Below are 21,931 nucleotides of genomic sequence, written 5' to 3'. Positions count from 1 at the left end.
GATGGAGCGCACCTTGTTGGGGGACTCCACGATGACGAGCTTGGTGGACACGTAAGGCCTTCCTCACGGGCGGTGCGCGGATGACCGCGCCTGACGGGTCTGCGGATGGTTCGCGACGCCGGCGGGGCCGGGCGATCTCCGCGCGATCATGATGATCCGGGAGACCGGGACTCCTGACGGGGTGCGCGTGGCAGGGGAGGCGGTTCTCACCGGCTCCCGGCCGACTGTAACGCACCGCTCGCCCTTTCCCACCCGGACCGGACGCGGAAGACGACTTTCGTCTCACCCTCTCTGACCGTCCCACAAGGAGTGGTTGCCAAGACCCGCACTAGGGCCTGTTGCGAAAGCCTGTCGGACCCCAGAGCGCTCAAGGGCTCGCGAACGTACCGTAAGCCTCGCGGACTGTAGTCGCGACGTCCGTCGTCGAGGGGTGAGGCGAGTCCTCGACGAACCAAGTGCTGGGCCACGGGGTCCCGGTCCTTCACGACCGGTACCTGGTCGTCGAGGGCGGCGGCGATCAGGGGCGTGTAGGCGGCGATGACTCTTGAGGCGGTGGACTGCCAGACGCCGTAGAGCTCGGCGAGCAGCTCCTGGCACGGGTTGCGCCTCAGCCGGGATCAGGGTCAGGCGCACGCACAGGAACAGGCCCAGCACCCTGGACCCGAACACTGGCAAGGAGTAATGTGGTAAATCGAGGCTTATTCACAGGGCGAGGCAAGCGGTCGTCGTGGCTGCGAATAACCCTCATCGTCTCGCACAGGTCCACAACCTCGCTGCGGGGGATTCTCGTGCTACTATTCATGGTGGCGGCTCGTTTTCTGGTTGAATTGGTTTGATCACCAAAGATTCTCTCAGGAACGAGTCTCCACCTTGCTCAGCGACACGCAATTACCGATAAAACACCCTAAACACACGTATGAATAGGTCTCACCCCATGAATAAGCATGACATCATGCCACCGAGGGACGCTGATCCAAACCGGCCGAGCTGGATGCGTCTGTGCGCGTGGAGTGCATTTTTCGCCACCCTGCCGTCAAGCGTCTGGCGTGTGCTCATGATTGTTGGATTCATGCCTGGAACAGCCGATTTCCGCACCTTCCAGCTTGCTGGCGAACCCACACTCGGATACGTCTACGTCTTTGGGTTGAGCATAGTGCAGGTGACGTGCGGCTATCTGGCCGTAGGACTTATACGGCCGTGGGGTGAGCACCTCGGGCAGTGGCGCATACCCGCCAGGCTGCCAGTGCTCCTCGGCGCTGTTGGCTCACTGGCTTTGATTTGGATCTTCAATGTACAGATGGTCGCACATGTCGCGCTTGGGCACCGACCTGACGCTGGCCTGATCCACAACTGGGCACTGGCTGTCATGCTGTGGTGTTACCTGCCTATTCTACTCTGGGGGCCGCTGACGCTGGCAACGGTATGGGGCTACTGGCGGTGTCGGGCACATGAAAATAGCGAGGCTTATCCACGGGGCGAGACGAGCAGCCCCTGACCTGGGCAAACGTGGCTGATTGACGTGTCTGTGAATAGCCCTCATAGTCCTTCTTGCGGCATGGGGGTGGCGTCCCAGCCGGCAAGGTGAGCGCTGGTGGCGCTGATTGGGATTACAGATGAGGACGTTCGACGCCGTCGGCGACATTTTCTCGTGGTCGGGGACATCTCGCGCGTACGGGGACAGGGTTCCTGTTCCCGTACGCGCGACATGCCACCGTTCGGCAGAGGATGCACCCGACCGCGCAAAATGCCCTCAGCCGCATGGTGAGCTGCGGTCCCGCCAGAGGGGGAAGGGTCCGCTCGGCAGGGTCGATGGCGTTGCGGCGCAGGCTGACGCGGCGGTGCGTCCGGAACTCTTCATCGCGGTGCGGTGGACTGGGCAGAATCTGGCCCTGGGGGCGGGAGTCTCACCGGCTGCGCGATGAGTCCATGGTCGTCAGCAACCCGGTCGGATGGCCGACCCGAACCGGAATCACCTCGACTTTCAGACGGTATTCCAACGAGAAAAAGAGCCGTATTCACACCGATAACTCGCAATTATCGATAAAACACCCTAAACACCCCTATGAATAAGCCTCAGAGAGGTCAGTAGAACAAGCGTCTTGCGCATATTGATGGAGCACCGCAGGGACGCTACTACGACCGGTTCATCCAACGAGAGGACGACCCAGGTCGGCCTGGAGGTCAAGAGCGGCCAGTCCCCATATCATGGCACCCAGCGAACCGCTGACAGCATGCTGCCACCAAACAACCTTGCCCGAATCAGGCTGAACGACGGACGCACCATCGAAATCACAGAGGTTCAAATGAAGAGAGTTGAGAAACGACAAAGAGACGCTTTGCCTACGAAACAAATGGCAAAAATGGGCTAGTTGAAACTTTCTTTCTTCCGTAAACTCCACAGGAGTTCACCAGTCGAGTAGACCGACGCGTATCCAGCCCAAAGTTCATGGATGACGTGAAGCACTTTTCCATATTAGTCTGAGCACTACCTGAGGGAGCAATACATGTTGACGATGTTCCTCGTTCGTCCCCGGCGCGGGCGACATATATCCAGTGCGGCGGATCAACCGGGGCGATGACCATTGAGATCCACATTACTCACGAGGACGGCTCCTACGAGCAGTATGCGGTGGCACGCGAGCCCGTGACCGACCCTACGGCGTGGACCACGGTGCCCTGGGAAAACAGAGGACCCGAGCCCTTCACCATCAAGGCTCCTTCCGCATGGCCGGCTCTTCGCGTTTGAGCGCAATCGGGCCGAGACCACCACGATCATCCCCGTCATGGAGGCCTTCCAGGCCGCTCACGGCATCGAGGAGCTCGTCATCGTCGCTGGGGCCGGCATGCTCTCGACTACCAACCTGACAGCGCTGGACGAGGCGAGGCTGCGGTTCATCGTCGGCGCCTACACCACCCGCGCCCCGGCGACCTGAAGGCCCACTTCCACTGGGCAGGGGAGACCTTCACCGACGGCCGGCTCATCAACACCACCATCCCCAGGAAAACTCAAGGAGCGAGCGGGATGTGCGCAAGCGTCATGAGTCGGGGCAGAGAGACGAACGCGTGCTGCACGCCCCTTCACGGGCGGTACAGCACGGCGAACGCTCGGTCCGCTGGCCTCAGATGAGCTCGGCCAGGGCGCTGCGCACAGCAGCCAGACGATGGGTCGCAACGCTCTCGTCGTAGGGCAGGTGCAGGCCGCGGCACTCGGCCGCCAACTCGGCCAGGGAACGGACCTCCGGGAAACCCCGTGAGACGAGCTGGGCGACCTCATCGACGGTCGGGGACCCCGACGAGCCGGCCCCGCCACCGCGCAGGTCCACCCACTGGCCCAGGCGCCGAGCGGCGCGGTCCAGGCTGGAGGTGACCGTGCGCAGAGCATCGTTGAGCTGAGAGACCTGGGTGCTCACAGCCCGCAGCACGGGCTCCAGCCCACGGATCCCGGACTCGAGGCCCTCACACAGGTCCATGAGGGAGTGCATGGCGTCCACCTCACTGCCATCGAGGATGGACTGGGCGAAGCGTCCCACCATGAGAGTGAGCAGACGCATGAGGGCAACGGAGAAGCGCAGCTCGGTGACCGACTGGTGCAGGACCTGCAGGCGCGAGGGCAGACCGGTCAGCTCAGCGCCTGCGGCGCCGGTGAGCTCGGAGATACGCTCGGCAAGAGCCTGCGCCTTGGTCTGGGTGCCGTTGCCCGTGTCGTGGGAGACCAGCTGGCCGATGCGCCCCACCCGCATCTCGACCGCCCGGGCCGAGTCATGGGCGGCCTCCATGGTGGTGATGAGACGCAGATACTCATCAAGCTCGAAGACCAGGGCGTTGGTGTCCTTCTCCATGGCGGCCACCGTGTTAAGGATGCGCGCCACCGCCCCCAGGCTCTCGGGAGCGACCGCGGGAACGCGTACTCCGGCGGCGACCAGTAAGGCCACCTCGCGAGGCAGAGTTGCCAGCGTCATGTCGTGCAGGGAGGAGAATCCCAGCGCCTGGAACTCACCGGTAAGCTCCCGGCCGCCGAACTCACCGAGCTGGTGGCGAGACGCCCCCCGGGCCTGAAGGTCGCGTTCCTTAGCGCGCACCCGGCGATAGGCCTCCTCGACCTTGCCCCGGGTCACACCGTCCATCGGCTTAATCCGCACCGACAGATACCCCTGACGCAAAGGCACGATCGTGGCGAACACCCGGTAATCCAGGCCGTCTACCGCGCGGTTGGTGATATAACCGCAGACAGGGCGCTGGGACTGCAAATCGTCCCATATCAAGCGGAAGAAACCGGCCGGCATATCCAGGTGCCGAATGATGTTGTGGGGGGACCCGATGAGTCGTTCGCGCGAGTAGCGAGACAGCGTATCGAATGTCCTATTGGTGTTCTGCAGAACACCTTTCAGATCCGTGGTGGAAAAGAAGATGTCCTGCGGCTCAAACAAACGCTCGTACCCGACTTGCGATTCCATGGGTGCTCTCCTTCATGGTAGATGGTTCGCGGGAGCACCTCGTCGAGGATCATTTCCTTAGCTCCTCGCACAGTGCCAGAAAAACCTTAGTGACACGCGCGGGCCCGCGGAAGAGTGTTTATGACATTGTCACCAGTAAGTTGGGACTTATCTTGTAGATTTTTGCTAACTACGCTCCCAGTTGGCTCAGGGTCTGACGAACCGTCGCCACCCGCTCACGGATGACCGACTCATCCAGGGTGACGACGACGCCGCGAGCCTTGGCAGCCAACTCGGCCAGGGAAGCCGTTTCCGGGAAGCCCTGCTCACCCACGGCGACGGCCTCCTGCAGGACGGCCTCGGCGTCGACGTCGTCGACCAACGCCTGGGCGCCCTCGTCCTGAAGCGCCCGGATCCAGCGTTGGAAGGGTCGCTTGACGCGGTCGAGGTTGCTGACCACACCGCGCAGGTCACCCTCCAGGCGCTCGGCCAGGTCCGCGGCCTCCTGGCAGGAGGGCACCAGGGACTCCAGGTCGGAGAGCATCGCCTCGGCGAGATCGCCGATGGCATCGGCGGATCCCTCCTCCCCGTCCAGGACGGCTGCGGCGAAGATACCGGCCATCAGCGTGTGCAGACGCATCATCGAGCTGCGGAAGCGCACCTCCGAGGCCGCCTCGTAGAGCGCCACCAGGGAGGAGTTGAGCTGACGGAGCACCTCGACGGCCTGGGCGCTGCGCTCCTTGACGCGCTCGGAGACGGTGGGGACGGAGGACTCGCCGTCGGGGCTGGTCACCTCCCCCATGAGGAGGCCCACGCGGTTGGCCCGGTTGATGACCGAGCGCACCCCGCCGGCCCAGGAGCCCAACCCATTGATGAGCTCCTGATACTCCCCCAGCTGGTAGATGAGCTCATCGGTGTCCCGTTCAATCGCGGCGACGGCCTGGAGGACGGCGAACATGGGACTGTCGGACTCGGCGCGCGGCGGCACCCGAACCCCCTCGACCACCAGCAGGGCCAGCTCGCGCGGGAGCGCAGCCCGGGCGAAGTTGTGCAGGTCATGGTATTGAAGCTCGGCCAGCTCCTTGATCAGCAGCGCTGCCCCGTGCTCGGCAACCTCCCGACCCCCGTGCCCCTCCTCGGCGTAGGCGCGCTCCGCGGCCCGTACCCGGGAGTAGATCTCCTTGACGGGAGTGAACATGGCGTGGTTGGTCGGGCGCACGCGCACGGACAGATAACCGTCCGCCAATGGAACCATCGTCGCGAAGACCCAGTAGTCCAGGCCGTCCTTGGCCCGGTTGAGCACGTAGATGCACGACGAGCGTCCCTGCTGCAGCTCATCCCACACGAGCTTGAAAGCGCCGGCGGGCATGTCGTCGTGCCGAATGATGTTGTGTGGAGAGCCGACGAGTTCTTCGGTAGTGTAACGGGACAACGAATCGAACACACGGTTCGTCCTGCGAATGACGCCTTTGGTGTCCGTCGTCGAGAAGAACAGGTCCTCGGCACCGAAGCGGCGCTCGTTGCCATCGACGTATTCCATGACTCTCCTGCTGTGGTAGGGGGAATCGGTCACCGCCGGATGACCGGCCGCGACACGCTAGATAGGGAGGCGACTGAGATACCACTGAGCCGCCCTTTGTGCGACTACGCTACGAAGTAACGTCTTGAGTGCACACGGATGTGGGGAACAACAACCGGGACGCACGACCGCATAAGCATGTCACAGCACTCCCCTCTCTGGGTAGCCGTTGAGTCTCAGATGAGTAACACAGTCGAGACACAGGTTGCACTGTGGTAGAGCACAGCGCCTTCCTGTTGAATAGGCGATGTGACTAGCTCCCCCACCGAGAACCTCACCCGCGCCGACGGTTCCCCCTTGCGCGTCCTGGTGGTCGACGACGAGCAGATGCTCGCCGACCTGCTCGCCTCCGCCCTGCGTTACGAGGGCTGGGAGGTCACAACCGCCGGGACCGGGATCGCCGCGGTCCGATCCGCCCAGGAGATCGACCCCGACGTCATCGTCCTGGACATCATGCTGCCCGACTTCGACGGCCTGGAGGTCATGCGCCGCGTGCGCGGCCACAGCCCGAACGTCCCGGTCCTGTTCCTGACGGCCAAGGACGCTGTCGAGGACCGGGTCGCGGGCCTGACCGCCGGCGGCGACGACTACGTCACCAAGCCCTTCTCCCTGGAGGAGGTCGTGGCCCGCCTGCGCGCCCTGCTGCGCCGCTCGGGGGCCAGCGAGGAGAGGCCCGCCTCCCTGCTGGAGGTCGGCGACCTGCGCATGGACGAGGACTCCCACGAGGTCTGGCGCGGCGAGGACGAGATCCAGCTGACCGCCACCGAGTTCGAGCTGCTGCGCTATCTCATGCGCAACCCCCGCCGGGTTCTGTCCAAGCCGCAGATCCTGGACCGGGTGTGGAACTACGACTTCGGTGGGCAGGCCAACATCGTCGAGCTCTACATCTCCTACCTGCGCCGCAAGATCGACAAGGGCCGCGAGCCCATGATCCACACGATGCGTGGTGTCGGCTATGTCCTCAAGCCGGTCGCCGGCGCCGACGACCGCGGCTGACGGCACAGCGATGTCGACGCAGCCGCCCACGCCCTCAGCAGCGGTCGGCGCACCCGCCGATAGGCCGCCCGGTCGGCGGACCAGCCACGGTTCCCGGTGGCCCACCCCGCCCCTGAATCGTCCCCGCAGCCTGCGCACCCGCCTGGTGGCCGGAGTGCTCGGGCTGGTCCTGGTCATGGCGGCGGTCATGAGTGCCTTCTCCACTGTCAGCCTGCGCCACACCCTCAGGGCGCGAACGGACGGCCAGCTGAGAGCGGCCGCCCAGCGAGCCGCCGACAAGCGCCACGACCTGACGCAGGAGGCCAAGAACGCTCAGGCCCAGGAGACCCAGGGCGGGCAGGAGAACCAGGACGGCCACAACGGCGGGGCCGGCCCCGACACGCAAGGGGTTCCTCCCGGCCTCGATGCCGCCGGGCAGTCCACCGGCACCCTGACGCTCATCGCCCCGGCGTCGTCGGGCTCCAGTGGCGAGGCGGCCGCCTACATCGACAAGGACGGCCACTACGCGGCCATCTCCCGGGAGGACTGCCAGCTCCTGCTGTCCGAGACCACCCGGGACCACCCCGTCACCGTCCATCTGCACCACCTGGGCGACTACCGGGTGATGGCCTCGCGCGACGCCGCCTCGGGCGACACCGTCATCACCGGGCTCTCCCTGGAAGCGGACAAGGCGCTCATCCGTACCCAGCTGCTCATCGAGCTGGCCGTCGCAGCGGTGGGCGCCCTGGTAGTTGCCCTGGTCGGGCGGGCCATGGTGCGTTCCTCGCTCGCACCTCTGGAGCGGGTGGCCCGCACCGCGCACCGCGTGGCCTCCCAGCCGCTGGAGCGCGGCGAGGTGAGCATCGAGGACCGCGTGGTCGAGGCGGACCTGGACTCCTCGGCCGAGGTGGGGCAGGTCGGCGGTGCCCTCAACACGCTGCTCGGGCATGTGGAGTCCGCCCTGGCCGTCCGGCAGCGCTCCGAGACACAGGTGCGTCAGTTCGTGGCCGATGCCTCCCACGAGCTGCGCACACCACTGGCCTCGATCCGCGGATACACCGAACTCATCCGCCGCGAGGGGGCCGACGCCGACCTGCCGGAGGAGGCCACCTACGCCCTGGAGCGCGTGCACTCCGAGTCGGTGCGGATGACAGCGCTCGTGGAGGACCTGCTGCTGCTGGCGCGATTGGACGCCGGACGTGAGCTGCGCCGTGAGGAGGTGGACCTGGTCGGGCTCTTGGTGGACACAGTGGCCGATGCCCGCGCCGCCGGGCCGGACCACGACTGGCGGCTGGACCTGGACGTCCTCGAGCCCCCGGCTGACGCCACGCAGGAGGAGGCCGAGGAGTTCCTCCCCGAACCACCGCTGGTCATCGGTGACGAGGCACGTCTGCGCCAGGTCATCGTCAACCTCCTGGCCAACGCCCGGGTCCACACGCCCGCAGGAAGCCACGTGACCACGACGCTGGCGCACGAGGGCGACGCCCTGATCGTGCGCATCCACGACGACGGCCCGGGCATCGCGTCCGATGTGCGCGACCGGCTCTTCGAGCGCTTCGCCCGCGGGGACTCCTCGCGCGAGCGGCGCACCGGTTCGACGGGCCTGGGCATGTCGATCGCCCTGGCGATCGTCCAGTCCCACGGAGGCGGCATCGAGGTCGACTCCTCCACCGCCCCCGAGGACCACGGGACTACCTTCACCGTCAGGCTCCCGGCCGCCGTCGTCGAGGAGTAGGTCTAGTGATGTAAATCTCAGCCGGGAGCGGCCGTCAGTCGCGGCTGCGGGGCCCGCGCCTGTACCGGAGGCGGCCCTGATCGGTGAGGGACGCGAGCGCGGACAGCGCCAGGCAGGCGACACCGACGACGGCCACCGACCCGGAGGCGTAGGCGCCGAAGAGCTGCCAGCGCGTGTCGGGGCCGCCCAGGTTCCTCCACACCCATGTCCCCAGGCCAAGCGCTCCCAGCGTGCACACGATTCCCACTAGGGCCATGAGGACGTTGCCGACGCGCCGGTTCCACGGGCGGGGAACGCCGGCCACCGGCGTCGGCCCCGCGTCAAGCGGCTCGGACGTCTCATCGGAGTCCTCTTCGCAGGTGTCCGGGGGCGAGGCCCCTGGGGGGCTCCAGGCTCCGGCGGCCACGACGACCGCCCCCCAGGTGACAGGCACCAGGATCCCCGCCAGGACATCGGAGGGACGGTGCCACTGGCACACGAGGGTGGAGTACCCCATGGCGATGGCGAACAGGGCACCGGCCCAGGCCGACAGCGCCCTCCAGCGCTGCCCGGACAGCAGGATGAGCGCGACGGCGGCGGAGGCCGCCATGGTCGTATGGCCGGAGGGCAGGGTGTTGGCGTTGTCCCAGCGTTGGGAGATGTCGAAGTCGGGGCGCCACAGGATCTGGTACTTGAGAATCTGGGTGGACAGGTTCGCCCCCACCACGGCAACGACGGCCCACACCGCCCGGCGGTGACTGCGTCGCAGCAGCCCCACCACCAGGATCGTCACCACGAGGATGACGGCCGCCGGCATCGAGACCATGGACAGCAGGGCGCGAGCATGATCGTTCACATAGTGTGAACCGATCTCCGAGCCCTCCAGGGCCATGGCCTCAAGAACCTGGCCGGTGCGAGTGAGGACGAAGAGGAGCCACAGGCCGATCGTCGCCCCCAGGCAGGACAGAGCCAGCAGGACTCCGGACAGGCACGGGCGCCCCGGGGTGCGGGATGTCGGCAGCTGGAAGGAGACCACCGGCAGATCCTAGGTTCTCGGGTGCACCGACTAATAGGAACATGGCCGCGATTCCTGTGCGGGACTGCTCACGGCTCCCGGGGGTGGGGACCAACGGGAGGATCGTCCGACGGCTCACCGGCAACGTCGGCGGTGCAGGCGGCGGGGGAAGCGGCTACGTCCCTGAGATGGCGACCGGGCCAGTGATCCACGCCGCCGACATCGTCGACCTTATCCGCGGTGTCCTGGGTGTCCTGAGCGTCTCGCGGGAAGCCGGTATCGGTCGAGTCGTCAGTGCCCTTGGCGCGCTCTGCGCCGGAGGCGAGGCGGGCGCGGCGGCGCAGCCACCACAGGCGCCCCAGGATTCCGAAGACCACCGCCAGGATGATGACGACGGCGACGACGATGACCTTCATCCAGGTCTGCATGGGAGTGGGTAGCGCCTCGGCCTCCTCGGCCGCGGCGGCCGTGGGGTCCATGGGGACGCGCTCACCGGTCACCAGGAGGCGGTGGGAGTTGACGCCGTAGGGCGTGCAGGTGACGAGTGTGACCAGGTCGCGACCGGGCACCTTGCGCAGGGAGTCGGTCTCCTCGGGCTTGACGACCGTGATGTCGGTGACCTCGTACTTGAGGGTCTGTCCCAGGGAGGAGATGTAGAAGGCGTCGCCCTTCTTCACCTGAGTGAGGTTGTCGAACATCGTCGCGGTGGGCAGGCCGGTGTGGCCGGTCAGGACGGCGTGGGTGGAGGGGCCGCCGATCGGCAGACTGGTTCCGAACAGGTGCCCAACGCCATCGGCCAGGGTCCGTGTCTCGGTGCCGTGGTAGATCGGCAGGCTCACATGGATGGAGGGGACGACGATGCGAGCCATGACGGTGTCGATGTCGAGCTCGTGGAGGTAGGCCTGGTACTGGGGGGTGTCGGGGCGCTGTGACTCGAGCCAGGGGTCAAGGATCGGCGCACCCTCCAGGCTGTTGTTGTAGGCCTCGGCGGAGGCGCGCTTCGCGGTGATGGTGTCGGGATCCGCGGCATTGACGGCTGCGGTGTACATGCTGGCGAGGCGCTGCTGCTCATCGTTATTGTGCTGGGTCGCCATGACCGGGTAGAGGAGGACGGCGACGCCGACCAGGACCAGGACCAGCGGCAGCCAGTTCAGGAAGCGCTCGCGCAACGCCCTGCGGCGGGAGGCCCGACGCGCCCCCTTGAGGGACCCGGGGACCTCAGGGGCCTGGGCGGCCCTGGGATCCTCGGTTCTCGTGGCGGGTGCGTCAGGCTCGCGCGGATCGTCGCCCTGGGAGCCTGCGGGCTCGTCATCGGTCGGAGAGGTCAGTGGGGGCCGGGAGAGTCGGCGGTGACGTGTTGGCGGTAGCGCTGTCACGGAGGAACCGTGCCTTTCCTTCGATGGCTGGATGTCGGCGGGGTCTCGCCCATGAGTCGGGCGGGGAGCCGCTGGGGCGGCCGCGGCCAGCGGGAGGACGGGAGGCCTGGCGCGGCGCTGCCCGCGTGGGGGAGACGAGATGCCCCGTCTCCCCCACGCAGGCGGTGATCTCAGTGCTTGGCGGCGTTGCGACGCTTGTTGACGTAGGCGACCACAGCACCACCGGCCACCAGGAAGGCACCGGCGACGGTGAGGAAGATGACGCCGTTCGCACCGGTGAGGGGCAGGCGGAAGCCTGCGTTCTTCGGCACGTCGGTGACGGTCACCTCGGTCGGGGTCTTCGCCTCGGCGTCAGCGGCCAGGACCCGGAAGGGGATCGGTTCGGCCTGGAGGCTGTAGCCCTCGGGCGCCTTGGTCTCGACGAGGCAGTAGTAGTCGTTATTGGTCAGCTGGGTCTTCTGAGCACCGTCGACGTAGTCGTTGGCGCGCAGCGAGCTGATCTCCACCACGCCCTGACCGGTGGTGGTGAAGGTGTCCTGACCGCCGATGGTCAGCGGGTTCGTGCCGGCCTTGTTGGGGTCGGCGTCCTTGAGGATGCCGCCGCCCGCGGCCTTGAGGCACTCGTAGACCTGGAACTGGGCGCCGTTGTACTTGGTCTTGTCCGCGAGGTCATCCGTACCGGTCTTGGTGACCTTCACCTTGCCGTACTTGGACAGGATGGGCTTGGTGGGCACACCGGGGACATTATTCGTGGGGTGCTCCGGGTCCCACACCATATTGGGGTTGTCGTTGGGGATGAGGCTGGCGACGTTGGAGAGAGCCCCCTCAAGGTTGACGTCCGACTCGAAGGCAGCGGTGAGGGTCACCTGAACCTTCGTCTCACCGGTGCCGGCGGTGCGGGCCTTCGCCACCTTGTCCAGCCCCGCCGGGGTCATCGTCACCGTCAGGTAGTGGTGGTCATCACCGGGAGTGGCGCTGGCCGCCACCGTCAGGGTGTAGTCGGTGTCCTTCTCCAGCTGGGTCTCGGGATTGATGATCTTAACGACCGGCTTGAGCGACCCCAGATCGGATTTGATGCGGGAGTCGAGCGGGTCGATCACCTGGTAGCGCTTGAGAGTGGCGCCATTGGCGGTGTCAACCTTCGGGATGGAGGTGGTGATGGAGTAGGTGATGTTCTGCCCGGAGCCGGCGGCCTTTTGGTCCTCGACCTTCTTGTCCACACCGTCGACCGTGTTCTTGGGGTAGACGTGGACGTCGTAGTTCCACTTGGTGGTGTCCTGCGGGTTGGTCATCGGCAGGGTGACGACGAAGTCCTCAGCCGGGATGACCTGGGCAGGGGTCCTCGTCTCGCTGACGAGGTAGGCGCCGACCTCGGTCTTATCAGCGCCGAAGAAGGCCAGGCCGTCACCGCCAGTGGTGACCGTGTGGGCGGGGCCCCCTGTGAGGGCCCGGGCCTTGGAGACGTCGCCCTTGGTCTCGGCCAGCGTCTTCCACCCGGCGTTGGTGGTGAGGTCGACGTTCAGCTTGGTGATGGTGAACTCGACGTCGGAGACCGGCTTGCACTCGGCTGTGGGATCCTCGTTGCCGGTCCCCTCCGTGACGCCGTTGGTATCGGTCTGCTCGCACTTGTGGATGGTCAGTGACGTGTTGCTGCCGTAGCCAATGGTGGGGGCATCCGGGTCGAAGAGTTGTGCCGCACCGGCCGGTACGGCGAGCGCGCCGGCGGAGAGGGCCATCGCAGCGGCGATGCTGAGGCGGCGGCGCATGGTGAGGGAGTGCATTGCTCTTATCTCCTATAGGTATGGGATGGGTGAGGGATATATGGGGTGACCCGTGCGCGACGCAGTGGAGTCGGTTTTCTCCTCGTGCTCAGGCGGCGTGCCTGGGTGAGGAAGTCTTTCTGGAGCGCAGCGCCGGCAGGGCCGCGCCGATGAGGGCCGTGATGGCGACGGCGGCATTGATCCCGATGCCGCTTCCACCGGACAGTGGCAGGCTGCCGATCTGGACGTCACGGACGGTGATCGTGTCGTCGGCCTTACTGGCCCCACTGCGCGAGACGGTCAGGGACGAGCCATTGGGAGCGGGATTGAGGAGCTCGATGCCGGACTGCGTCACCTTGAAGCGAACGGGCCTGGCCATGAGCTGGTGCCCGGCCGGGGCCTTGGTCTCCACCAGCCAGTACTCGCGGTTGATGGCCAGTGCCGTCGTGGTGAAGGTTCCGGTCCCCTTGCCGCCGGTGAAGGTGACGCCGCCGTCCAGGGGCATGGCGTCCCAGGCGGAGGGGTTCTTCGGATAGATGGCGAAGGTCGCGTCGTCCAGCGGTCCTTGGCTGCCGGTCTTGACGATGGACAGGACGCGCTTATCGGCATCGGGTGAGGCATTGGTGCAGGCCACGTCGTGGTCCAAGCGGGTGTCGGAGTCCTTGCCCGCCTCGGGGACGACCCTGTTGTAGAGGCCATGGCCGGGAACGAGCCGGCCGTTCTCCACGGAGCAGGACAGAAGGTTCTCGCTGTAGCCGGCCGCCGACGGGTCGATCTTGACGCTGAAGGTCACTGTGTAGCGGATCCGCATTCCCGAGGAGAGGTTCTCGTTGTCGGACAGCCGGTAGGAACCGTCGGCCTGCGGGGTGACCAAGCGGGTCGGCCCCGTCTCCCGCTGAACCTTGACAGCGGTGGGCGTCAGCCCGGGGGCGAAGGACGGGGCGTCGTTGATGGGGCCGGTGGCCGCGGTCAGTGAGCCCTCATTGACGACGCTCACGGTGTAGACGACGTCGAAGGTGGAGCCGTTGCCGGCTTGGACGGCGACCTCCTTGGAGAACTTCAGCGTGCCGGAGGTCGACAGGCAGGCCTGGTTGTTCTCCTCGCCGTCGGTGTCACCCTCCATGGCGAGGGTGCTGATCAGCCCGGAAGGACTGCCGTCGGCGCGCAGGTGGCCGCACTGGAAGTCGGACTCGGAGAAGCCCGGTGCGTTCTCGCGAACTGTGAAGGTCACCTGGACGGTGAAGGTGCGTCTGCCTCCCTCACCTCCGGCTCGAGGGGCAGCGGCAAGGGTCTCGCCGGCGCCGGCCCGGGCGAGGGTGATCGGGCCGTCGAGGGTCCCGGTGCCGGCGTTCACCCCGGGGATGGTGACGCCCTGGGCGTCGGTGCCCTTCTCCAGCACCCGCACCTTGCTCAGGTAGGCGCCCATGGGCATCTGCGGGGTGTCAGTGAGGTCGGCGGCCACCGGGCCAGCGGCCAGTGAGGTGTTGGAGACCGTCACCGAGTAGCTGGCAGTGAAGGTGCCGTCGGCGTTGCGGACCACGTCGAGCGGGGTCTTGGAGGCCTTGAACCGGGGGTCGGGGGGCAGGCTGCCGCAGGCGGCCGCCTCCTTGGTCTGCTCGTCTCCCTTCGTGGTCACCGAGGCCTTGTTGTAGACGGCCTTGCCCTGGTCCGCCGCAGAGGGCCGGCAGGTCCCCTGGATGCCGGGCAGTCCGACGTCGGGGCCGGAGACGTTGAGCACGACCGTGTAGGTGTGCTTCTGACCCGCAGGCAGCGTGACTCCGGTCTTGGCGTAGGGAACGCCCGCCTCGGACGTCTCGGTGCCGGTGATGGCGTCTCCGGAGACGCTGACCTTGTGGACCGTGACGCCGTCGGGAAGCTGCCAGGCGTCGTTGAGGTCATAGGTGAGCGCAGCCTCGGCCGAGGGGTTGGTGACCGTGATCGTGTAGATCTGGTCGAAGGTGGTCCTGCCATCAACCTTCTCAGCGCTCTTGTCGACCTTGGTGAAGGTCTTGGCGATACCGGCGTGGGGGACGACGGAGTCGACGACCTTGACCCGGACACCACCCTGTGCGGAGTCGGGCACCGTGAAGGTGACGCCCCCGGCGTTGCCCTGTGTCGGGGCGATGCCGGTCGAGGCGACCTCGGTCTCTGTGCTGTCCTTGATGGTCACCACCTGGAAGGCGGCCGAGTCCTTCCAGCTGACCGAGCCACCGGCGGTCGAGTCGGGTTGCTTGAGTCCCTTGGCATCATGGGCGTCCTCGGTGATGGTGCAGGTGGCCCCCACGCTCTGGACGGGCAGGTCCACGGCATTGCCCGTGGCGTCCACCGAGATCCTTCCGGTGGAGGTGCCCTGACCGTCAGGTCCCGGTGTGCAGGTGTAGGACAGCCAGTAGGAGCCGGCCGTCGCGGCATCGGAGGCGCCGTCGACGATCTTGGCCGCGCTGACCGGGGTCTGAACGGGCTTGTTGTGGTGGTGGACGGTGCAGGTGACGTTGCCGCCCTCGGGCAGCACGAGCTGCCCATCACCGTTGACCGGGACATCAGAGCCGTCACCGTCGGTGCACGTCCAGGGGCCGTTCTGCGCGTAGCCCGCCGGCCCGGAGCCCACACTCAGCGCGTATGTACCGCCGGCGGTGCTGATCCCAGTGACCTGCTCGGCGCCGCCGGCTCCGGTGATGGTCTTCTGCCCGAAGAGTCCGGAGGCCGCGGGCGTGGCCGACAGGGTCCACTCGTTGGGATCGGCAGTGCCGGAGTCGACGACGTTGACAAGGGTCAGGCGCCCGGGCGCGATGACATACTCGTTGTGCCAGACGCACTTGATGGCCGTTTCATCCCGGTGCTCGGCGAACTGGGGCTCGGCCAGACGGAGGGTCTGTTGCTGAAGGTCGACCGAGTCGGACTGATCCAGGAGAGTGACCCCGTCGCGGCGCAGCAGCGGAGTCCCCTGGGTGCCGACGGTGCAGGTGACCCCCCGCAGGAACCATCCAGTTCTGAGGACCTCTCCGGCCATTCTGTCGACGGCGCCCTGCGGTGAGGCCTCAGCCTCCTGAACAGTGGCGGCGTCGTTGGGGGCCAACAGGGCGTAGGTGGAGGGGTCGACCGCCTCGTCGTCCCAGGTGGGGGTCAGGGCGTTGGGGGTTCCCCAGCTCCCTGCCCCGTAGGTTCCCGATGGGGATGCATTGACATAGTTGAATGAGGGAATCGTCAACGATCCTCGGTTCGATGGATCCGCGGTGACATCGTTGGCGAAGGTGACCGGACGCTCCTGCTCCAGGGAACCGTAGAGGCACCCGTAGGAGTTGGCCCGCTCGCGAGTGACAAAGCGTTCCTCGAGTCCTGCGGACTCCGCCCTGGACAACTGGGACTGACAGTTGTCGGAGCTCCCGTTGTTGACGAAGCCCCAGAGCTTCAGCTTGTACCTGATACCGGTGTTCGGGTCGGTCCAGGCGGTGTCCGAGCGGTCGGACTTGATGTCGAGGATGTCATCCGCGCAGCTGTGCCCGTTCTTGTCCGTGTAGCTCTGGTTCATGTATCCGTCGAACCGCACTAGACGGCTATTCTGGTACATATAGACGTAGTCGCCACCATAAGACCCAACATTCCCCTCGGGGTCATAGGCGTAAGAAGTTTGTACCCCCTTCACCTCCTTGCCATATTCTCCAATGATCAGCTTGCCGTCGGAATCGATTTTTCCGGTACAGCTGTTGGCCGTATCTTTTTCCACCCAGGGGAAGTTCGCCTCGATCGTTCCGGCCGTCCGGACATGAAAGCTCCCGTAGTAGAACGCCTCCGGCCTGACCGGATTAGTGACCTCGCTGATATCGGAGTAGACGGGACGATTGACATGTCTCATCGTCCCGACAAGAAACACCTGGCCGACTTTGACGGACGTGGCGCTGGAGGGCTGGAAGCCCAGGGAGGACTGGCTACCCGAGGAAGGCCCGCCCTCGTAGTCCGGGCACCCGCCGCGTCCCTTCCGCCCGTAGCCGACAGCGGCATAGACTCCGCTGCCCCCTTTGACGACGTCGGTGGAGTAGTCGCCGCCGGCGGGCGAGTAGCGGATGCAGGAGCGACTGGAGCCCCACTCCCACGGGAGTGCCGAGCGCTCGGAGGCACCGTCCCTATCGGTAATAGGGTCGACTCCCTCGGTATTGCGCACGTGGGAGATCTGCACTGAGGTGCCCCCCAGTGGAACGTCCAGGTCGACGGTGGCGGCGCCCGCGGGAGGGGTCGCCCACGGGAGCGACACCATGGTCACCAGGACGATGGCCAGAGAACCGACCACCGCAAAGGATCTGCGCAGAAGTCCTTGGCGCCCACACCGCGGACGAATTGATGACAGGGACATGCCGATGGATTCCGATCACGAGGAACAGGGGCGCGGGGAGCGCACGACAAACTTGACTGCCGAGAAATGTAGAACTCTCACAGCCGTCCCGACACCCGAGAAGCCCCTCAGGAAACAACAATCGCGCATCATTGCGCGACACAACCACTTTCCTCCGAAATGCCGCCGATCAACCCGCGTCACAGTTGCGCATCATTGATGGTGGGGAGGTCACGATAATTAAGAAGAGGCGGCGAACATAAACCGTCGGTCTCAAAAAAGAGTTTACCTACCGCACACTCACCGGAGGCCGATGTCTTTTTGATCTTCTTTCGGCGTGAAATTCTCAGCCGATAGTGAGGAAGCCCACGGCAATAAGGTGTCGGGTCGCCTCAACCATCTCCGCCCGCAGTCCGATGGCGTCCTCCCCGGTCAGTGCGACGACCGCGGAGGCGATCTGGCCCACGCTCAGCTCGCCGTCAGCGACCCCGGCCAGGGCGGCCACCGCAGTCGAGGCCCGGATCGTGCGCCCCAACCCGCCTCCCTGGCGCAGCAGGATGACTGTGGGCTCGGCGGCGCCCGGGATGAGGTGGCGCTCCTCGGTGACGTCGGGGGCCAGCACCGGACGGAGGTCGGCGACGGCGTCGTCGTCAAGACCGGCGAGCCGCTCCCGGGCCTCCAGCACCTCGGCGACATGACGCCCCAGGCCCCCCTGACCGGAGGTGGCCACCTCCTCCAGGAGACGCCAGGGCTCACGGAGGCACTGCGGGCGGTGGACGATGAGGTAGCCGAAGCCGACGCCCTGGACGCCGCGCGCCTCGAAGTCGCCGATCCACGCCTCCAGGGCGGCGTCGAAGCCGGCGGCATCACGCTCGGGGGCCAGGCCACCGTCGCGCAACCACATAGTGGCGTACTCGACCGGGTCCTGGACCTCGCGCTCAATGACCCAGCCATCGAGCCCTTCGGGGATCCAGGTGGCGACGGCGTTGCGCCAGGAGGAGCCCACGGCACCAGAGTCGGTAGTGGAGTCAGTAGCGAAATCATTGGCGGAGTCGGGGATATCGCCGGTTCCGAGGGAGGTATGGCGGTGCTCCCAGTTGCCGAGCATGACGGCGCTGCCCCCGGGTTCGAGGTGCTCGCCAAGCCCGGCGACGAGGGTGGGCAGGACGGGGCCTCCGGCGTCGCGATACTCCATGAGTGGCAGGCCGGCCTCGCGCACGGCGGGCGGGGTCAGGACGAAGGGCGGATTGGAGACGATGAGGTCGAAGCGACGACCGGCCACGGGCTCCAGGAGGGAGCCTCGCAGAAGCTCCAACCGACCGGCTCCGCCCCTGGAGCCGGCATCGGAGCCGTCGGAGACACTCACGCCGGCCAGGGCGGCGTTGAAGGCGGTGAAGGCCAGGGCGCGCTCGGAGACGTCGGTGGCGACGACGTGGTCGGCGTGGCGCAGCAGGTAGAGGGTCTGGATGCCGCAGCCGCAGCCCAGGTCCAGGGCGGTGGCCACCGGTGTGCGCGGGGTGAGGCCGGCCAGGGTGAGGCCCGCACCGCCGATGCCCAGGACATGGTCGGGGGCCAGGGCCCGGCCGGTGACGAGCTCACCCAGGTCGGAGGCCACCCACCAGCGGATCTCACCGGCGTCGTCGACGGCCTCGTGGGGGCGCAGGTCGACGCGTGCGCGGACGCATCCGGTCTCATCGGGCTCACTGACCAGGCCGATCCGGCCGGCGCCGGAGGCACCGGTGCGGGTCAGGGCGACGTCGAGGGCCGTGGCGGGAACCGGCTCACCGAGCATGAACAGCGCGGTCAGGACGGCCACGGGCGAAGGTGCCGACCCGGAGGTCAGGGCGGCGCGCACGGAGCGCAGGGCGGGCAGGCGGATCTCCCGGCGCAGGGCGGCGTCGGCCGCCTCACCCAGGAGCGTGGCCACCGCCTTCACGCCCCAGCCGGCCTCGAGCAGGTCCGCCCGCAGGCTCGCCGCCTGCTCGGGCGTCACAACCGGGGGCGGGAAGGACGAGGACGGCTCGGACGCGGACCGGGTGCTCGCGGGGCTCATGGAACCGACCGTAGCGCGGAGCACCGACCGCACCGGGCGCCCCGCCGCAGGAGGGCTCGGCGGAGCGCCCACCGACTCACAGGAGCCGGGAGGCGAGCTCGGCGTACTGTCGGGTCTTGACCTCGACGTCGTCGATGTAGCTGATGAGCATGACCTCCTCGGTGCCGTGGTTCTCGGCGAAGGAGGACAGGGCCTGGGCGACCTCGTCGTAGGTGCCCACGATGATGGCGGTGTCGCGCTCGAGGTAGCGCTCGACCTCGGCGCGGTAGGCGGCGTCGAGGGTGGCCGGGTCGCGGAAGCGCATGGGGCGTCCGGTGCGCAGGCTGAAGCGGGCGTCGGCGGCCACCAGGGCCTGCTCACGGGCCTCCTCACGAGTGGCGGCCGCGCTGACGCACAGGGCGGAGAGCGTCTGGCCCCCGTGGATGGAGTCGTGGCCGGAGCTGCCGCCGTGGTGGTGCGCGCCGTCACTCCGGGCCCTCGGGTTGTCGGGGAGGTGGGCGCGGTAGTGGTTCATGATCTCAACCTGCTGGCGACCGGTGAAGAACTGGGCGTAGGCGTAGTTGAGGTCGTGGGCGCCGGCCCAGGCGGCCGACTGGCCAGAGGAGCCCAGGAGCCAGACCTCCGGCATCTCAGTCGGGCCGGGGTGCACCTCGATGGAGGCGTAATGGTGAGAGGCCGGCAGGTCGTCGCGCAGGAGGGCGACCGTCTCCTCAATGAGGGAGTTAATGGCGTCGGGGTCGATGACGCGGCCCTGGTTGAGGGCGCCCGCCGCGCGCATATCCCCGCCGGGAGCACGGCCCAGCCCCATGTCGACGCGGCCCGGATGAAGAGAGGCCAAGGTGGCGAAGCGCTCGGCCATCTGCAACGACCCGTAGTGCATGGCCATGACGCCGCCCGAGCCCACGCGGATGCCGCTGGTGGCGTCCAGGACGTGCATCATGAGCAGGTCGGGCGCCGACGACAGGAAGGAACCGGTGCTGTGGTGCTCGGCCAGCCAGAGGCGGTGGTAGCCGGACTCCTCCAGGCCGCGCCCCAGGATGACGAGGTCCTCCAGGGTCTGGCGAACATCGCCCCCTTCGAACAGGGGAACCTGCTCAAGAGCGCTGAGGCGGCTGAGGCGAGTGCTCATGACTTCTCCTGACCTGGTGTTCGGCGGTGGTGGGAGCAACACCGGAGGCCGGCGGCTCATTCCCCCTGGGGGCGCGACCGCCCCACGCGGCCGCCGGTACGGCCGAGCCCCAGTGGGCTCACACAGCCGGGACCGGCCGACGTCACCACGATATCACGAAATAAGATATACCTGCCTAAACATAGGAATAGTTTTAGTTGCGCTTATGGACCTCGCATCTTACGGTTGGACTGACGGAGCCGTCCGGCACCGGCCCTGCACAGGCCGGCGCAGGCCCGCACCCACTCGCACCGCGATTCGTATGATTCAGGAGGCACCCATGGCCGTTCTCACCATCGGAGACCAGTTCCCCGCCTACGAGCTCACCGCCGTCGTCCCCGGCAACCTCAAGGAGGTTGAGGCCAGCAAGCCGGAGGACTACTTCACCACCGTCTCCTCGCAGGTTCCCGCCGGCACCTGGCGCGTCGTCTTCTTCTGGCCCAAGGACTTCACCTTCGTGTGCCCCACCGAGATCGCCGCCTTCGGCGACCTCTACCAGGACTTCAAGGACCGCGACTGCGAGGTCGTGGGCGTCTCGGTGGACAACGAGTACACCCACTACGCCTGGCGCCGCAGCCACGACAAGCTCCAGGACCTGCCCTTCCCCATGGCCAGCGACCTGAACCGCGAGCTCACCGAGGCCCTGGGCATCAAGCGCGCCACCGGTGAGGCCGACCGCGCCACCTTCATCATCGACCCCCACAACGTCATCCAGTCCGTCTCCGTGACAGCCGACTCCGTGGGCCGCAACACCGAGGAGGTCCTGCGCCAGCTCGACGCCCTCCAGTCCGACGAGCTGTGCGCCTGCAACTGGCAGGCCGGCGCCGCCACCATCGACGCCCTGGGCCAGATGAGCTGACGGGCGCAGGCGACCCCGCCCCCTCACCCACCACCCGCACGACGACGAAACGAGATCACATGAGCATCGACAACCTGCGCTCCGCCCTGCCCGAGTGGGCCAAGGACCTCTCCCTGAACCTGTCCACCCTGTCCCGCTCCTCCACGTTGACCGAGCAGCAGCAGTGGGGCGTCTTCGTGGCCGCGGCCGCCGCGACCCGCAACGAGTCCGTCCTGGTCCAGGTCATGGAGGACGCGCGCGCCCACCTGTCCGAGGAGGCCGTCAACGCCGCCCTGGGTGCCGCCTCCATCATGGCGATGAACAACGTCGCCTACCGCACGCGCCACTTCCTGGGATCGGCCTACGAGAACGAGCGCATGGGCCTGCGCATGAACATCATCGGAACCTCCGGCGGTGTGGAGAAGATCGACTTCGAGCTGTGGAGCCTGGCGGTGTCCACCATCAACGGCTGTGAGAAGTGCGTGACTGCCCACGAGGCCACGGTGCGCGGCGAGGGCCTGAGCACCGAGCAGGTCTGGGAGGCCGTGCGCATCGCCGCCACCCTGACCGGCGTGGCTCAGGCGATCGGCGTCGTCGAGACCCTCGACTGATCCCGGACTGACGATCCCGACCGACACGACGGCGGCCGCCGGCAGACCCGCGGGGGACGGCGGCCCGCCCGCTTAGGGCGTG

Annotated in this window: 15 protein-coding genes; 6 read left to right on the top strand and 9 right to left on the bottom strand. The window is 66.9% G+C overall.

Annotated features, from left to right (window positions below; genetic code table 11):
- Positions 1–206 precede the first annotated feature (206 nt).
- Positions 207–587, bottom strand: a complete 381-nt coding sequence (locus RWR81_RS08350; RefSeq protein WP_314456760.1) for a hypothetical protein — start codon at positions 585–587, stop codon at positions 207–209.
- Between the two features lie 1,988 nt (positions 588–2,575).
- Between RWR81_RS08350 and RWR81_RS08345 the strand changes: the two genes are divergently transcribed.
- A complete protein-coding gene (locus tag RWR81_RS08345) occupies positions 2,576–2,746 on the top strand; it encodes a hypothetical protein (RefSeq protein ID WP_314456758.1) in 171 nt (56 codons plus the stop codon).
- Positions 2,747–2,783: 37 nt separating this feature from the next.
- Complete coding sequence (locus RWR81_RS08340) at positions 2,784–2,933, top strand: hypothetical protein (RefSeq protein ID WP_314456756.1); 150 nt, start codon at positions 2,784–2,786, stop codon at positions 2,931–2,933.
- Positions 2,934–3,119: 186 nt separating this feature from the next.
- On the opposite strand, the gene RWR81_RS08335 is transcribed toward RWR81_RS08340, so the two are convergent.
- Together RWR81_RS08335 and RWR81_RS08330 are read right to left on the bottom strand one after the other, a co-directional pair.
- Positions 3,120–4,454, bottom strand: coding sequence for a PAS domain S-box protein (locus tag RWR81_RS08335; protein ID WP_314456754.1), 1,335 nt, complete (start codon positions 4,452–4,454; stop codon positions 3,120–3,122).
- 169 nt (positions 4,455–4,623) lie between these two features.
- Complete coding sequence (locus tag RWR81_RS08330) at positions 4,624–5,973, bottom strand: diguanylate cyclase (RefSeq protein WP_314456753.1); 1,350 nt, start codon at positions 5,971–5,973, stop codon at positions 4,624–4,626.
- Positions 5,974–6,261: 288 nt separating this feature from the next.
- Here RWR81_RS08330 and RWR81_RS08325 point away from each other — a divergent pair, with 288 nt between their 5' ends.
- Together RWR81_RS08325 and RWR81_RS08320 are read left to right on the top strand one after the other, a co-directional pair.
- Positions 6,262–7,008 (top strand): response regulator transcription factor, encoded by a 747-nt coding sequence (locus RWR81_RS08325; protein WP_314456751.1) that lies wholly within the window; start codon positions 6,262–6,264, stop codon positions 7,006–7,008.
- A 10-nt stretch (positions 7,009–7,018) separates the two neighbouring features.
- Complete coding sequence (locus RWR81_RS08320; RefSeq protein WP_314456750.1) at positions 7,019–8,722, top strand: HAMP domain-containing sensor histidine kinase; 1,704 nt, start codon at positions 7,019–7,021, stop codon at positions 8,720–8,722.
- Between the two features lie 34 nt (positions 8,723–8,756).
- On the opposite strand, the gene RWR81_RS08315 is transcribed toward RWR81_RS08320, so the two are convergent.
- The 6 genes from RWR81_RS08315 to RWR81_RS08290 form a co-directional block, all read right to left on the bottom strand.
- On the bottom strand, positions 8,757–9,737 hold the full coding sequence (locus RWR81_RS08315) for a phosphatase PAP2 family protein (protein ID WP_314456748.1): 981 nt from the start codon (positions 9,735–9,737) through the stop codon (positions 8,757–8,759).
- Positions 9,738–9,805: 68 nt separating this feature from the next.
- A complete protein-coding gene (locus RWR81_RS08310; protein WP_314456746.1) occupies positions 9,806–11,092 on the bottom strand; it encodes a class C sortase in 1,287 nt (428 codons plus the stop codon).
- A gap of 170 nt (positions 11,093–11,262) precedes the next feature.
- A complete protein-coding gene (locus RWR81_RS08305) occupies positions 11,263–12,873 on the bottom strand; it encodes a SpaH/EbpB family LPXTG-anchored major pilin (RefSeq protein ID WP_314456744.1) in 1,611 nt (536 codons plus the stop codon).
- A gap of 88 nt (positions 12,874–12,961) precedes the next feature.
- Positions 12,962–17,137 (bottom strand): SpaA isopeptide-forming pilin-related protein, encoded by a 4,176-nt coding sequence (locus RWR81_RS08300; protein ID WP_314456742.1) that lies wholly within the window; start codon positions 17,135–17,137, stop codon positions 12,962–12,964.
- Between the two features lie 388 nt (positions 17,138–17,525).
- A complete protein-coding gene (locus tag RWR81_RS08295) occupies positions 17,526–19,232 on the bottom strand; it encodes a methyltransferase (protein WP_314456740.1) in 1,707 nt (568 codons plus the stop codon).
- A gap of 76 nt (positions 19,233–19,308) precedes the next feature.
- Complete coding sequence (locus RWR81_RS08290) at positions 19,309–20,361, bottom strand: MsnO8 family LLM class oxidoreductase (protein ID WP_314456738.1); 1,053 nt, start codon at positions 20,359–20,361, stop codon at positions 19,309–19,311.
- A gap of 319 nt (positions 20,362–20,680) precedes the next feature.
- Here RWR81_RS08290 and RWR81_RS08285 point away from each other — a divergent pair, with 319 nt between their 5' ends.
- Positions 20,681–21,259: a peroxiredoxin gene (locus RWR81_RS08285; protein WP_003780378.1), complete on the top strand. Its 579-nt coding sequence runs from the start codon at positions 20,681–20,683 to the stop codon at positions 21,257–21,259.
- 59 nt (positions 21,260–21,318) lie between these two features.
- Positions 21,319–21,849 carry a carboxymuconolactone decarboxylase family protein gene (locus tag RWR81_RS08280; RefSeq protein WP_314456736.1) on the top strand — a complete coding sequence of 177 codons (531 nt, stop codon included), beginning with the start codon at positions 21,319–21,321 and terminating at the stop codon, positions 21,847–21,849.
- Positions 21,850–21,931: the final 82 nt, after the last annotated feature.

The sequence above is a fragment of the uncultured Actinomyces sp. genome (genome assembly GCF_963526355.1).
GTDB lineage: Bacteria > Actinomycetota > Actinomycetes > Actinomycetales > Actinomycetaceae > Actinomyces.
The sequence above is the reverse complement of the archived record's forward strand: the minus strand, read 5'-3'. Positions and strand labels throughout refer to the sequence as shown.

Excerpts from the sequence above, each read along its gene's own strand:
- RWR81_RS08345 (WP_314456758.1), top strand. The coding sequence starts at position 2,576 with ATGACCATTGAGATCCACATTACTCACGAGGACGGCTCCTACGAGCAG.
- RWR81_RS08340 (WP_314456756.1), top strand. The coding sequence starts at position 2,784 with ATGGAGGCCTTCCAGGCCGCTCACGGCATCGAGGAGCTCGTCATCGTC.
- RWR81_RS08335 (WP_314456754.1), bottom strand. The coding sequence starts at position 4,454 with ATGGAATCGCAAGTCGGGTACGAGCGTTTGTTTGAGCCGCAGGACATC.
- RWR81_RS08330 (WP_314456753.1), bottom strand. The coding sequence starts at position 5,973 with ATGGAATACGTCGATGGCAACGAGCGCCGCTTCGGTGCCGAGGACCTG.
- RWR81_RS08320 (WP_314456750.1), top strand. The coding sequence starts at position 7,019 with ATGTCGACGCAGCCGCCCACGCCCTCAGCAGCGGTCGGCGCACCCGCC.
- RWR81_RS08305 (WP_314456744.1), bottom strand. The coding sequence starts at position 12,873 with ATGCACTCCCTCACCATGCGCCGCCGCCTCAGCATCGCCGCTGCGATG.
- RWR81_RS08295 (WP_314456740.1), bottom strand. The coding sequence starts at position 19,232 with ATGAGCCCCGCGAGCACCCGGTCCGCGTCCGAGCCGTCCTCGTCCTTC.
- RWR81_RS08290 (WP_314456738.1), bottom strand. The coding sequence starts at position 20,361 with ATGAGCACTCGCCTCAGCCGCCTCAGCGCTCTTGAGCAGGTTCCCCTG.
- RWR81_RS08285 (WP_003780378.1), top strand. The coding sequence starts at position 20,681 with ATGGCCGTTCTCACCATCGGAGACCAGTTCCCCGCCTACGAGCTCACC.
- RWR81_RS08280 (WP_314456736.1), top strand. The coding sequence starts at position 21,319 with ATGAGCATCGACAACCTGCGCTCCGCCCTGCCCGAGTGGGCCAAGGAC.